We start from the raw sequence: 13,087 nt of genomic DNA, 5'->3' as shown, positions 1-13,087 counted from the left end.
ATTGCCATAGAACGTTAGTTGAAATGATCGGCAATATCACTAAAAGCCTTATCAAACAGTTTGAATGAATCGTTATATTTTTGACGATCGGAATAGCTTGAAAACTGTACAATCACCATTTCCGCTTCAGGAGCAATATGGATACGCTGACCAAATATTCCGTGAGCTTCAAATGCCCCATATTTGTTTCCATGATTTACCCACCATTGATTATGATAGGAATATCTCGGCTTATACTTTACAGATTCGCTGGCTGTATATAGTTTTAAATTGCCTCCCTTTCGTATCTCACTTATTACCTCTTTGGGGACAATCTGCTGTTTGTTGTAGAAACCATCATTACGTAGCATTTCAGCAAAGCGGGCCGTGTCACGAAGAGTAGCATACAAACCACCTGAAGCTTGTTCCGTAAAAACCTTATCTATCGTGAAATAAGCATCCTCCTCACTCCCTAACTTTGACCAAATTTGTTCACTTAGCAATTCTGCAAGAGTTTTCCCACTAATTCGCCGAAGAATCCACCCTAATGTTTCTGTTGGCCCATTACTGTAAAGAAATTTAGTGCCATGATCGACTGCTTTGCTCGTACAAGAGAGAAACTCATAGATTGTCTTTGGACCAATATAGTTGTTCTCTGCCATCTGGGCGCCAACAGCAATTAACAATATCTGCAGTTGATTATCAATATAACTAGCTTGAGGAAATAGCTGAGGGTATTGACAAACTACTTGCATATCCAAAAGCTGTTGGATCGTTGCGTCTGCAAAAGCACTGCCAGAGAGCTCCGGAATATATTTTTCAACTGTGTCATCTAATTGGATATTTCCATTATGCAGCTGCATTGCTGTTAGAATGCCTACAAATGACTTGGTCACAGAAGCTAAACCATGCGGATAATATGATTGTATCCCAGCAAAATACTTTTCATAAACAACCTTACCCTGATGCATCACAAGAAATGCATCTGTATCTGTTTGCTTAAGTATGTCCACAAGCGAAGTAATCTGCCCATCCATGCCACTAACTGAAAGATCGTCTAAGTCGTGTAATTCATGTATGAGTGGCGTAGGTGCACTGTCTCCTCTCCAAACATTTACGCTAGGTCTCAGTTGACGAGTATGATGAAGAGTCCATCGTAGATTTTCTTCTTTCATCCAATCATTAAGATTAACACTTTCTTCCTTATAATAAGAATTATTACTTGTTGTTTCAGCAAGATTACTAGACGGTTCTTTTGGTCTCTTAAAGCTATTCTTCATTTTTCACAACCTCTTTCCTATTTAGATATGTGTTTTACTTATAGAATATTCAGGTGAAGATGTATCATTTTTTTCATTCTTTATTGTAAGACTACTAATAGCAGCAAGTATGGCAGAAGCGACCAAGAACCAGAATGCTGCATCATAAGAGCCATTAAATAGACTTATAATCAAACCGATCACCACCGGAGAAACCGCTCCGGCGATTTGACCGGAAAATGTAACAAGACCCGTGACAGAACCAATAAGTTCTTTTGGTCCATATTTCAAAACAATGGTAAAAAGTCCTGTTCCAATAAAAGATATAGATATAGAGGCAAATGTAAAGAATGTGATAAAGAGAGTTACAGAATCAGCTATCGACATACAATAAAGAAAGACTGCTGCGAGAAGTGAGCCAATACCAATCAAATATTTCTCACGTCTTACCATAACCTTATCAAGAAGCCAACCGCTCAAATTCATGATGAGAAAGCTAGAGATATAAGGAATAGCCATTAATCCTCCTGCGGAGACAAGGTCAATTCCCCTTTCTTTTACCAAGTATATCGGCATCCAAGAAACTAATCCCCAACTAACGACATTTGAAAAAAATTTAGCGAAAATAATTTTCCATATATTATCTATCTTGAATATGAGGCGTAAGGGAACCTTTTTTTTATGTTGGATACTTGTACTAGTTGCTTGGGCATCACTTGGCTTCAAAACGATCCAAAAAATAAGAGCAACAAAAACGCCAACGACCCCCAGGCTAACAAACATTCCTCTCCATCCAAGTGCAACTACCATTGCTGCAGCTGCTACACTCCCTAAAACACCGCCAATACCTTGTGCAGACAAAAAGAAAGAGTTCGCCCTCCCTCTTTCTTTTTCAGGAAAGTTTTCATGTATGGATGCTACTGCTGCCGAATGAAAAGGTCCTTCTCCTATACCGAATAAAAAGCGAATAAACAACAATGAAGCAAAAGACCATGCCAAACCGGTCATAGCCGTAAATATCGACCAACTTGCAAGGGAGATTACGATTAATATCCTAGGGCCATATTTATCTGTCAGCCATCCACCAAGCGGTTGCATAAGTGAATAACTAATGAAAAAAGCGCTTATTAATAAACCTACCTGTGAGGGATTGAGCCCAAATTCTTTTTCAATCGGAATAGCTGCTACATTAATAGCCAATCGGTCAAAGAAACTTATAATCATTCCCACAAACAGGAGAATCATAATCACTACTTTTCGTTTTCTACCTGTTAAACTCACCATCATTTTCACTCCTTTTTTAGAAAGCGCTTACAAAATAAGAGAGCTTACAGACAGGAATAAGATAAAAATCCCCGGCTCTCTTTAACTAATCTCTATTGATTCTTATGAATACATGTTCTTTAATTCTTTTTTATCAATTTTTCTAAGGGCAATAAATGGAAACGCTTCTCGCAAATAAACGGCTTTAGGCACCATATAATTGGATGTTTTTTGACGACAAAAGTTTATGATTTCTTCTTTGCTACAACTGGCTCCCTCTTTTAGCATTCCAATCACGCCGCTTCTCCCCTTTAAGGCTGAGGTTTTGTCCTCCAAGCTCTCTAGGGAGGTTTACCCCATAAAAACCTAACTCACGAGAACGCTCTCTTACCCATCTAATGGCTTCCATCGGGATTTCCTCTTCAGAATTCAAGTTGTGTTCGCCTTCATAAGGCAGCAATTCATCTTGAATAAATTTACATAATTTAGCGTAAATCACTTCAACATCTTCTCCAACTGCTGTGATCATAGTTTCTCCTTCTTTCTAAAAGTTTTCTCTTTAGATGTTATTCTGTGCTTACTTACATACGATCGTTGTTACTCAAAAAATGTATATATACTTTTATAGCTATAAAGCATTAAAATACCCCGCCAAATATTTTAATGTTCTGTTAATTATAAATATAAATTTTATTGATGTAAATTAACCTTTGTTTATGTTTACTTAATTAAAATTTATAACCATTTGAAGTTTCAAGACTACAAATATAAAATCTGTCAGAAGAGCTGTTTTTTGCTCATCATTTAATTTTTTCTAACAAGTCATAATGACTTGACAGAACAGACTTCATTATGAGCTTTTTAGCGAAAAGAAAGTCCCACAAGAAAGCCTATCTGAATGCTTTTATGTGAGATTTTATATTGGTTGGGGAATGATCTAATCTTTATATATAACAGACCTTTTCAAATTCGGAGATGGAAACGTTCTTAATTTCATTCCAAGGAGGCTTTTGAAGAAAATGAGCGAACTAATTTTTGTAGGGAGATGTAAGAAGTTCCAGACACTTAATAAACTCTTTCGTAGCTTTCGAGAGACGGTGTTTACTTGACCGTATCCATCCCAGTTCTAAAGTATCATGTTTTAAATTGAGTAGAGGAACGGACACAAGTTCACCGCTTAGATAGTAAGGATCATGATTGATTCCAAAATCATAAGAAAAGGCAATAGCCAGATCTTCAGCAACCGTCTTTTTCATGATTTCTGTATTATTTGTAGAGAAGAGAACATTCATTTTTCCGTAATGCTGAAAAAGGTATTTTATAAAATATTGCATGTCTGGTCCGTTATATACGACGAGATCTTGATCAATCACTTCTTCTAAACTGATACTTTTACGACTGGCTAGTGGAGAATACTTACTTACAGTGATAGCAATCTTAGTTTGCAGCAATGTACGAAACTCTAACTCCTGTTCCATAGGCTTTTTTTTCGGAATTTGCATCAAACCTAAATCGACTTTATTGTTTTTAACATCATCAATGACACAATGGCCCCTTTTTTCTTCAATAATTATGTTCACATCTGGATACTTTTGCTTAAACAAAGCTAACGCTTTCGGCAAAATTGATAGAAATAAGCCTTGTGTAGCGGAAAGACTTAATTCCTTTTCCATTATATCTACATGTGTTTGGGCTTTTTCCCTTATTTCTTGCAGTTTATTCACAACTTCATAGGCCGTTTTAATAATCTCTCTTCCTTCTTCCGTTGGCACCGTACCTGTTCGTGAACGTTTGAATATTTTAATACCCAATTCTTTTTCAAGGCTTGTAATAGCCATACTAATGCCCGCCTGTGATACGTGAAGACTTTCTGATGAATTAGAAATAGAGCGTGTCTCAGCTACTTTAATAATATACTCCAGTTGCTCAATATTCATCCTCTGTTTCCCCCTCGTTTCTTTTATAAGTAATGATACCCTTGGATGAAACCTCTTTCAAGAACGGAAAACAGCTTGATTTTGATTTAATAAGATTTAATTGTAAGTTATTACTATAAAAAAAATATTTCATACTCTTCTAACGGCTTGAAGTGATCAGAGTATCTATATCATAACGAATTAAACTACTGAGTAATTTACTTTTTTCTAGAAACATTATGCATATTATTAAATAAAATATCCTTTTTTTGTAACACGGAATTTATTAAGGGTATCGTTGTTCACGAGATGCCTAAGTTGCAATAGGAGGCGAAACAGAATATTGAAATTTTTCTTGTATGTAGTGACGTCTACGCTCGCTTTTAACGGTGTTTTTTTCTCTTACACCCTAACTTTAAAAGTTTTCTGGAATGAATCGTAGGGCGGTGACATCGCGGTTTTATCCTGGGCAGGTCTGGGGTTCTTCGCTATCGCATTCCCTATGTAATTCTGAATTGGAATTCGTTCAATATACCATGCGAATGCGTTCACCATCATCGTGCTGTAACTCAACTTGGTCGGTGCGCCTAGTGGGGATTTCTTGTTGATTTCGGAAAAATAGCGTCCAGAGGACAGTATTTCTTCATTTTTTTGGGGCCCGGTTACCAAGCACTGGTGGTTATTAAGTCAGGTTCAACAAATTCTATCACAAATTTAAGTGTAAGGAAAATATATATATATTTGGAACTTATTTGGTTTGTATAAACTTTCATTTAACTTAATAGTATTACTAAATTTAAGAAACAACATGTCAACTAAATTGTATTAAACCTATAATTGATTCAATTGTAATTTCAAATCTTATTCTATATATTCCAGTATTACATTTTAATTGTTTTACAGTTTTTTCAGATTATGATGATTAATTTTGACTTGGTGATCTTCCCGCGTATAACAAAGAATTCCATCGGAAATACTTTAGGAAATGAAGTGTATATACGGAGAGGGAAGGAAAAGATGATCTTTTTTGAAAAATGGACATCAAACGCCCTAAAAGAATCTTTTTAAAAAAACTCAATCCCACAACAAGCTCAGTCCGAGATACCGCTACATAAAAGTCTTCAAGAAAATATCAAACAAATTAAAACAGCCCTTGGAAATAGTACAGACATTGTGATTAGAGAAGTGAGTATTGGAAAATCGGGAAATATATCAGTTTCTTCCGTTCGAACATGAACTCTTCTTTCCCGTTTTCAGCAGAAGCCATCACTTTCGACGCGAGACGGTTGGCGTTTAAGATATCCACTTCGTACTCCCCAAATTTCTCTTCATGTAGTCGGAAGACATCTAACGAATGTTCAGCGAAGTAGAAGGCGAACCAGTCTTTTGTCTTGGTCTTGATTGCAAAAAGCTTAATTCGTCCAATACCTAATACATTAGCTTTATGCAAGTGGAGGACCGCCTCCTCGTCGGATTTCACCTTCTTCAGTTTTTCCACACCGTCATTCACTCCGATTTTGCCGTTTAAGAGCGCCCAGTAAATGTTGTGCGATACAAGACTCATGTCCATTTCAACCGTGAATTCGAAAAATTCCCCGACTGTGATTTCCATTACGCTCCACTCCCTATACATTTTGTCTGTTCGATATCGCTCAGCATTCCCATCTCTTTGACGTACGAAACAGTCACTCTGTCGGTCGGACCGTTCCTGTGCTTGGCAATTTCGATTTCGAGCTTATCTGACGGAACTGATCTCTTTTGGTAATAATCTTCTCTATAGAGGAACGCCACAACGTCTGCATCCTGCTCGATATTCCCGGAGTCACGCAGATCACTCATGAGTGGACGCTTTTCCTGCCGCTGTTCGACCGCCCTCGACAGTTGCGACAGTACGACAACCGGGCAATTGAATTCCTTAGCCATATTCTTCAGGTCGACACTGATCTGGCCAATGATCTGCGTTTGGTTGCTTGGATTCCCTTTCGGCCGGATAATCTGCAAATAGTCAATGAAAATAATTGGGTGTTTATCCGAATTCTCTTTGATGATTTTCCTTGCTTTCGCTTTAATCTGGCTCACTTCCAAGGCGCTTCTGTCATCGATATGGATATTTGAGTCATCCAGCCGGTTCATTGCGGTGCCCCAATATTCTTTTTGCTTGTCAGTAAAATGCCGGTAAGGATTCCGCATACGCAGCCGGCTGTAACCTGCTGTTGCAGCGATTAGTCGGTCAATCATCGATTTCCTGCTCATCTCGAGCGAGAAGATGATCGGCAGATGACCGGCCCAGCCTGCATTCAATGCGAAATGGTTCAGTGTATCCGTCTTCCCCATCGATGGTCTCGCCGCTACGACGATGAATTCACTGTCTTGAAATCCATTCAGTATCTGATCCAAGGCAGCAAGCCCCGTCGTCGTGCCGATATTTTCATCCAATGGCTCGAATGGTCTTTCATATTGCTTGATCAATTCGTTCTTCAAGGACGTTTCCAAACTTTCTGTATTCTTATCCTGCAGAGAATCGAATGACTGTTGGATTTCCGCAATGGACCAGTTATCTGTCTGCGCCAGTTGCAGCAATCTGGCTTTCTCTGCCACTTTCCATTTGCTGATGATAATTTCCTTGTATTCATCGAAGCGGGCAGGATGGGCAAAGTTCTTGAGTTCCGCCAAATAATTCGCTCCCCCTAGTCTTGCGGGTTCCCGGATAGTCAGGAGGGTGATGTAGTCGGCCACTTTATTCATGCCGGCAAGTTCGCACATGGCACTGAATATTATGCGATGGATATGGGATTGGAAATACTCCGCCTGAATACCGCTATCCAAGATAAAATGATTCTCCTTCAACATGCTTCCAAGTAGACTTTTCTCAGCCAGTTCACTGCTCATCTATTTCTCCCCTTTCGTGAAATCCAGCTCGAACGGTAGCAAGGACTGCGTCTCGTTTTGTATTGGCGCATCTTCGTTCACGTAGTTCTCAAAGTTTTTTGCATTGAATAAAGTGGAAGGCCTCAGGTAGTTACGGAATTTCTCATCTTGCAGCCATTGGGTTGTTTTCAAATCGATGACTCGTTTGAAGTCTTCCACTGAATACCCTTCGTTCAGCCGAGCATTCAGGAGTTTCTTGGTGGATGCCGCGTTCGCCTTGAACTGTTTAGCGGTCTTCAGGTTGAGGTATTCGATGATCATCATGATCTCGTCGTGGTGAAGCCCGACGATATCTTTTTTAACCTTCTTACGTTCTTTATATAATGAACTGCCCGATTTAGTCAGTTCCAGCTGCTCACCATAGACAGCTACAGTTGCCCGTTCCGGAAACTCGTCCCCGTCTTGAGCGGAGGAATTTTCGACAGCGGCATAATTGACACGGTACCATTTCGTTTGGTCCGCTTTTATCCGATTGTGTTCGGATGTGGAAATCAAATACCCTTTCGCCTCCAAGTTGCCTATCATACGCCGGATCGTATTGCGCGACCAGAACGGGAACTCATTGCCCCGGTCTTCATAGGTTTTATACACCCATTTTTCCCCTTCAAAGATACGCTGCGAAATAAGTGACCGGAAATGTAATTGCTGCAAAAAGACCGCTTCGTTCAATCCTACTTGCTTTACTAGCGACGGCAAGATAAGCAATGGTGATTCATTGATTAGTAAATTCATTGTGGTGAACCTCCCTATTCTGTTTGATGTAAGGGGCTGTTTGTGCCTCTTGCACGCTATATAGTGGGATTTTGCGAAAAGGATACAGATGGGGTCAAAAAAAATCAGTACCTTGTCATCTGTGTATCCTTTTCCGGCCCTCCGGCTATATAGAGAGAAAAGGAGTGACAATATGACAAATCATTTAGCAGGCCATACAACATTCACCAACGGGAACGAGCTGGATCTGGCTGTCCGACAGCATTTGGAGAGGAACTGGAGGAAGACGAACAGGACAGACCGGGCAGTATTCGAATTGATTCAATCGCATTCCGGTCCATTCTTGGTGGCACATTTGACGCAGCGGGAGATGGAGGAGGAATTGGGCGTATCGAATTCCACGATTCGGCGGGTAATCAGAAAGCTGATTAAGCTAGAGATGATTAGGCGAATTCCGTATACCGAGCCGGATACGCAGGGGCCCGGGGCTAATATTTATGTAATTTTGCCGGTAGGAACACTTCATGATGCCGATGCAGGATAAGCTAAAAAATGAGCTGAATGGACGGTTAGGTCCTTCCGGCTCGTTTTGTGTTTGTCTTCTCTATTTTCTAGGTTTGCCAAACTAATTCATTTAACAGATCATAAAGATGTATTCTATCAATCATCCCCCGCTCAAACAGCTGTTCATGACTGCTGAATTCCTGGCTGTATGAATCCTCGGATCTGGTCAAGTACGATTTGCCTGGCGTATGACTGATCCAGTATTCATCACCTCGGTAATAGAAGTTCAGTTCCTCGCCCATTCCAATCAGCTTCTGGAACTCTTCGTATTCATTCACTGTCATGTTTCATCCATCTTCTCTTTGGCGGATACAGACATTTTGACTGTATATCGGCAAGACGGGAATGTTTTGCAACCGATGAACGAACCGTATTTCCCTTTTCTTTGAATTAGGCTACCGCCACATTTCGGGCATTCCCGACCGCTTGATACCTGAACTGCTGCCGGAGCACTTTCTACAGCTGCTTTTTTGGATTTTCGGACGGAAGGGGCCAGCTGTTTTGCTTTTACTTGTTTTACCTGTTCCTTTTGTATCTGCCTGGTCTCCTTTTTATCGAGTGTGATGATTTGAGTTTAGCAAAGATGTATCATATTAAGAACACCTGCGACTAACACTTGGTGGTCATATCCTTTAAGTGTCAGCAGCACTTGCTTGAAATGGACGAATTTTAGGGTACGGAAAGATTCCTTGAATTTTAATTCGGTGCTGTCTGAAAAGGCGATGATGGAATGGACCGGCAAGCATGCTTCATGCAAATATGCTTTGATTTCCTGGATAGGCTCATAGTCTTGTCTGATCTGATCATACACGCACTGCTTTTTCTTATAGACGACCTGCGTCCAGCATTTCTGCTTTTCATTCCGAAGATCCAGCCGCTGTAATGCTTCGTTTCAATCACGAACGATCTGTGTAGCGAGACGACAAGTTGGTCGATCTGCATCACACCGTACTCCTCATTTGGTACGTAAAGATCATGGAATACGATATACTCATCCCCGGGACCCACCAATCTTTTTCTAACGGAACTCTCGTCCTACACTCCTCTCCAAACGGGCATGCAGCGCTAGGACCAAACGCTGATAATTAGAATCAGCAGCAACAGCCAGAGTACTGGTGTATTGACGAATGTCCGTATCATTTCTGTTAAAGGTAACAATATCTCCACGATTTTCTCTGCTTATTTTTTTGATTTTATGCATCCATCACTGATCTTCAATATGTAAAATTCCGTAAAATATTGAGACCGATAGACAAGTTGCGCAAAACAGAAAAATCTTAAAAACTGTATTCAACTACTTGCTCTTCTAATGATCAGTTATTAGATCTTCCTGTTATTGATTGTTAAACAACATGATTCAAGCACAATATTAAATTAGTAAATGTTTTCACACAAGAAATGTATAGATGCCTGTTTGCAAGAAAATTATACAAGAAAGGAATCTAAAACAATAGAAACATATTTCAGAAAATACTCTTGACTTACTATGATTTTTCTCATATCATAATAAACAAATACAATATTGTTAAACAATATTGATATCAAAAGGAGGATTATGATAATAATTTATTTTTCTTTAATAATTCATTTGTAAACGCTACCAATTTAATTAAAGGGGGATTTTCATGAAGAAGATATTCGTATCCATGATGTTACTTTTGTCCATTTCTCTACTTGCAGCTTGCGGAGATGATTCTACCGAAGCGGAGGGTTCCGTAAAAGATGAAGGAAAAACCTACACATTCAAATTAGGTCATGAAACACAAGAGACACATGTCAAACACTTGACTGCTGAAAAATTTAAAGAAGAACTTGAAGAACGCAGTGACGGCCGAATGAAGGTTGATCTCTTCCCTGCCACTCAACTGGGCAGCGAAAAGGATATGGTGCAACAATTGGAAACAGGAACTCTTGATTTTGCTTTTATAAGTAATGGATATATGAGCAGCCGTTCCGAATCGATGAATGGATGGTTCATGCCTTTTCTTTTCGAAAATCTCAACGAAGCCGGTGAAGCCAGAAAGAGCGATGCAGCGAGAGAAATGTTGGATGACTTAGACGAACAAGGATTGAAAGGCTTTGATGTTTTTTTTGCTGGCGGTCGTCACATCTTGCTTAAGTCGGGTTCCGTAGATTCAGCAGGAGATTTAAAAGGGAAAAAACTTCGTATTCCCGGAAGTCCAGTGTTCGAAGATTTTTGGAAGAAAGTCGGAGCAGGCCCAACGCCTATGCCACTACCTGAAGTATATACTTCGCTACAGACAGGGGTAATCGATGGTATTGATGTAGATTTGGATGCACTTCTTGCTCAAAAATATTATGAAATCGCAGAAAGCCTGACACTTTCCAACCATATTGTTTTTCCAGAAGTAGCTCTGGGTAGTAAATCTGTCTTTGAGCAATTGAGTAAAGAAGATCAAAAAATCGTCACTGAAGCTATGGAAGCAGCTGTAGAGTGGGGGGTCCAAAAGGGCATCGAACTTGAAGATGAACGTGTTGAAGAGGCAAAAGAGACTGGGCTAGAAGTTAATGTATTGAAAAATGCTGATGAACTCATATCAATTGCTGATGAAATCTATAAAGAATATTCCGCCAAGAACACTATTATCAAGTCATTCATCGAGGAAAATCAGTAATAGGAGTGTAAGCCATGAATGTTATAAAAAAGCTGAGCGACACGGTATATAAATTCGAAAGCTTTCTTGCCATCATTCTTATGACGGTCATGCTGATATCCATTACAGCCGGAGTTACTTTCCGCTATTTTTTCAATAGCCCACTATCCTGGCCAGAAGAGCTGGCCATTATTACTCTAGTCTGGGTGACCTTTGTAGGAGGAAGTATGAGTATTAAACGGCAGCAGGCTGCTGCCGTTTCTCTGCTTTTAGATCGTTTAAGCGATACCTTGCGGAAAATTTTGTTGGCAATTGGATTTATGCTAATTATCATTTTTAGTGTGTACGTATTTTACCAGGCATTCCAATGGATATCTGTACCTTCTGTATTCTTGCAGAAACTTCCTGCCCTTGGGATTGCAATGTTCTATCCGTATTTGGCAATACCATTAGGCTTTGCAGGGATGGTCATTCACACTCTCTCATTGTTTCTTGATCTATTCACAACGAAAAAAGACCCTTTAGAAGCATAAGAGAGGAACTTTCCAAGAAAGGTTGATGTTGTAATGGGCTTCGCATTAGTTGCTTTTATAATTATGCTCGCAATTGGGATACCAATTTCTTTAATCCTAGGATTGACCACTATTATTTACATTTTAGTTACTTCACAATTAGGGCTGTTTAGCAATGTCCCCCAGCGTCTCTATTCCGGGGTTGAAAGTTTCAGTTTATTAGCGATTCCTTTGTTCATGCTAGCCGGTGAATTAATGAACCAATCGGGAATCACAGTTCGTCTTATTGAATTCTCAAAGAAGCTCGTTGGACATTTTCGAGGTGGATTGGCTTATGTCAATATCATCTCAAATACATTCCTAGCCTCTATCATCGGTTCGGCAACCGCACAAACGGCTATGATGAGCAGGGTTATGGTACCGCAAATGGAAAAGGAAGGGTATGACCGATCCTTTTCTGCAGCAACAACTGCGGCTGCGGCACTTCTCGGGCCTATCATTCCGCCAAGTATGCTGTTCATTATCTACGCAGTAGGCGCAGGTGTTTCAATAAATAAAATGTTTATTGCAGGCGTGTTGCCAGGAATCCTAATCGCAGTATCACTTTTTCTGACAGTTGCCTTATTAGGTCTCAAACATAACTATCCCAAGGCTAAACGCGCACCATTTTCTGAAGTAATGATTAGTTTCCTGAAGATTATTCCAGCTTTGTTTGTCCCCTTAACTATAATAGGAGGAACTATTTCAGGTGTCTTTACTGCTACAGAGTCTGCAGCCATCGCTTGTGTACTTGCCATCATTTTTGGAAAGTTCATCTATAAAAACTTAAAGCTTTCGGCATTCCCGAAAATCTTTATTGATGCGACAGTTTCTACCGCTGTAGTAACGTTGCTTATGTCAATGGCCGGTCTCTTTGGTTGGGTGCTTGCGTTCGAACAAATCCCGCAAAAAATCGTTGAAATGATTGCCGGACTTACATCAAATCCTCTTGTATTCTTGTTGCTGATTAATTTGTTCCTGTTAATTACTGGAACATTTTTGGATGAATTAGCTGTAATGGTTATCCTTCTTCCAATCTTTATGCCTCTTGTGCATGCTTATGGCATCGATCCCATACACTTTGGAGTTATTCTTTGTCTGAATGCCACTATTGGTTTGCTGACCCCTCCAGTGGGTGCCAATTTATTTATCGCTTCAACAGTAGCTGATGTAAAACTAGAGCGGCTAATCAAAGCAATTATCCCGTTTACTATTGTAGCAATCTTAGATTTGCTGTTACTGACCTACCTGCCTCAAATATCATTGTGGCTGCCTAATTTGTTGATGGGTAAGTAACTAAA

14 protein-coding genes are annotated in these 13,087 nt (G+C 39.8%); 4 read left to right on the top strand and 10 right to left on the bottom strand.

Translation table 11 applies throughout. The annotated features are described in order from the left end of the window. Window positions 1–14: 14 nt before the first annotated feature. The 7 genes from GD002_RS14910 to GD002_RS14880 form a co-directional block, all read right to left on the bottom strand. Window positions 15–1,259 carry a serine hydrolase domain-containing protein gene (locus tag GD002_RS14910; RefSeq protein WP_153733158.1) on the bottom strand — a complete coding sequence of 415 codons (1,245 nt, stop codon included), beginning with the start codon at window positions 1,257–1,259 and terminating at the stop codon, window positions 15–17. 21 nt (window positions 1,260–1,280) lie between these two features. After that, on the bottom strand, window positions 1,281–2,522 hold the full coding sequence (locus GD002_RS14905; protein ID WP_194841628.1) for an MFS transporter: 1,242 nt from the start codon (window positions 2,520–2,522) through the stop codon (window positions 1,281–1,283). A 241-nt stretch (window positions 2,523–2,763) separates the two neighbouring features. Continuing rightward, window positions 2,764–3,030, bottom strand: coding sequence for an acyl-CoA dehydrogenase family protein (locus tag GD002_RS14900; protein ID WP_153733156.1), 267 nt, complete (start codon window positions 3,028–3,030; stop codon window positions 2,764–2,766). Between the two features lie 499 nt (window positions 3,031–3,529). Then, a complete protein-coding gene (locus GD002_RS14895) occupies window positions 3,530–4,438 on the bottom strand; it encodes a LysR family transcriptional regulator (protein WP_153733155.1) in 909 nt (302 codons plus the stop codon). 1,156 nt (window positions 4,439–5,594) lie between these two features. After that, window positions 5,595–6,029 (bottom strand): hypothetical protein, encoded by a 435-nt coding sequence (locus GD002_RS14890; RefSeq protein ID WP_153733154.1) that lies wholly within the window; start codon window positions 6,027–6,029, stop codon window positions 5,595–5,597. After that, window positions 6,029–7,306 carry a replicative DNA helicase gene (locus GD002_RS14885; RefSeq protein ID WP_153733153.1) on the bottom strand — a complete coding sequence of 426 codons (1,278 nt, stop codon included), beginning with the start codon at window positions 7,304–7,306 and terminating at the stop codon, window positions 6,029–6,031. The genes GD002_RS14890 and GD002_RS14885 overlap by 1 nt, the downstream gene beginning before the upstream one ends. Further along, complete coding sequence (locus tag GD002_RS14880; protein WP_153733152.1) at window positions 7,307–8,077, bottom strand: conserved phage C-terminal domain-containing protein; 771 nt, start codon at window positions 8,075–8,077, stop codon at window positions 7,307–7,309. A 172-nt stretch (window positions 8,078–8,249) separates the two neighbouring features. Here GD002_RS14880 and GD002_RS14875 point away from each other — a divergent pair, with 172 nt between their 5' ends. Beyond that, the gene (locus GD002_RS14875; RefSeq protein WP_194841627.1) at window positions 8,250–8,600 is read left to right on the top strand and encodes a helix-turn-helix transcriptional regulator; all 351 of its coding nucleotides are present in this window, start codon (window positions 8,250–8,252) and stop codon (window positions 8,598–8,600) included. 67 nt (window positions 8,601–8,667) lie between these two features. Here the strand turns inward: GD002_RS14875 and GD002_RS14870 are convergent, their stop codons facing one another. The 3 genes from GD002_RS14870 to GD002_RS18225 form a co-directional block, all read right to left on the bottom strand. After that, the gene (locus tag GD002_RS14870; protein ID WP_153733150.1) at window positions 8,668–8,904 is read right to left on the bottom strand and encodes a hypothetical protein; all 237 of its coding nucleotides are present in this window, start codon (window positions 8,902–8,904) and stop codon (window positions 8,668–8,670) included. After that, window positions 8,901–9,116, bottom strand: coding sequence for a topoisomerase DNA-binding C4 zinc finger domain-containing protein (locus GD002_RS18230; RefSeq protein WP_408020100.1), 216 nt, complete (start codon window positions 9,114–9,116; stop codon window positions 8,901–8,903). The genes GD002_RS14870 and GD002_RS18230 overlap by 4 nt, the downstream gene beginning before the upstream one ends. A gap of 200 nt (window positions 9,117–9,316) precedes the next feature. Next, on the bottom strand, window positions 9,317–9,628 hold the full coding sequence (locus GD002_RS18225; protein ID WP_194841626.1) for a nuclease-related domain-containing protein: 312 nt from the start codon (window positions 9,626–9,628) through the stop codon (window positions 9,317–9,319). Window positions 9,629–10,245: 617 nt separating this feature from the next. Here GD002_RS18225 and GD002_RS14855 point away from each other — a divergent pair. Genes GD002_RS14855 through GD002_RS14845 form a run of 3 tightly spaced genes read left to right on the top strand, consistent with a single transcriptional unit; the run spans window position 10,246 to window position 13,082 of the window. Beyond that, the gene (locus GD002_RS14855) at window positions 10,246–11,256 is read left to right on the top strand and encodes a TRAP transporter substrate-binding protein (RefSeq protein WP_153733148.1); all 1,011 of its coding nucleotides are present in this window, start codon (window positions 10,246–10,248) and stop codon (window positions 11,254–11,256) included. A 14-nt stretch (window positions 11,257–11,270) separates the two neighbouring features. Next, window positions 11,271–11,768, top strand: coding sequence for a TRAP transporter small permease (locus GD002_RS14850; protein WP_153733147.1), 498 nt, complete (start codon window positions 11,271–11,273; stop codon window positions 11,766–11,768). Window positions 11,769–11,801: 33 nt separating this feature from the next. Continuing rightward, window positions 11,802–13,082, top strand: coding sequence for a TRAP transporter large permease (locus GD002_RS14845; protein WP_153733146.1), 1,281 nt, complete (start codon window positions 11,802–11,804; stop codon window positions 13,080–13,082). Window positions 13,083–13,087: the final 5 nt, after the last annotated feature.

This window comes from Sporosarcina obsidiansis (genome assembly GCF_009651005.1).
Classification (GTDB): Bacteria; Bacillota; Bacilli; order Bacillales_A; family Planococcaceae; genus Sporosarcina; species Sporosarcina obsidiansis.
Note: the sequence above shows the minus strand (reverse complement) of the source record. Positions and strands in the feature narration are given on the sequence as shown.

Bases quoted from the DNA above. Each gene is read 5' to 3' on its own strand.
- GD002_RS14885 (WP_153733153.1), bottom strand. From the start codon at position 7,306: ATGAGCAGTGAACTGGCTGAGAAAAGTCTACTTGGAAGCATGTTGAAG.
- GD002_RS14880 (WP_153733152.1), bottom strand. From the start codon at position 8,077: ATGAATTTACTAATCAATGAATCACCATTGCTTATCTTGCCGTCGCTA.
- GD002_RS14895 (WP_153733155.1), bottom strand. From the start codon at position 4,438: ATGAATATTGAGCAACTGGAGTATATTATTAAAGTAGCTGAGACACGC.
- GD002_RS14870 (WP_153733150.1), bottom strand. From the start codon at position 8,904: ATGACAGTGAATGAATACGAAGAGTTCCAGAAGCTGATTGGAATGGGC.
- GD002_RS14850 (WP_153733147.1), top strand. From the start codon at position 11,271: ATGAATGTTATAAAAAAGCTGAGCGACACGGTATATAAATTCGAAAGC.
- GD002_RS14875 (WP_194841627.1), top strand. From the start codon at position 8,250: ATGACAAATCATTTAGCAGGCCATACAACATTCACCAACGGGAACGAG.
- GD002_RS14900 (WP_153733156.1), bottom strand. From the start codon at position 3,030: ATGATCACAGCAGTTGGAGAAGATGTTGAAGTGATTTACGCTAAATTA.
- GD002_RS14845 (WP_153733146.1), top strand. From the start codon at position 11,802: ATGGGCTTCGCATTAGTTGCTTTTATAATTATGCTCGCAATTGGGATA.
- GD002_RS14910 (WP_153733158.1), bottom strand. From the start codon at position 1,259: ATGAAGAATAGCTTTAAGAGACCAAAAGAACCGTCTAGTAATCTTGCT.
- GD002_RS14905 (WP_194841628.1), bottom strand. From the start codon at position 2,522: ATGGTGAGTTTAACAGGTAGAAAACGAAAAGTAGTGATTATGATTCTC.
- GD002_RS14890 (WP_153733154.1), bottom strand. From the start codon at position 6,029: ATGGAAATCACAGTCGGGGAATTTTTCGAATTCACGGTTGAAATGGAC.
- GD002_RS14855 (WP_153733148.1), top strand. From the start codon at position 10,246: ATGAAGAAGATATTCGTATCCATGATGTTACTTTTGTCCATTTCTCTA.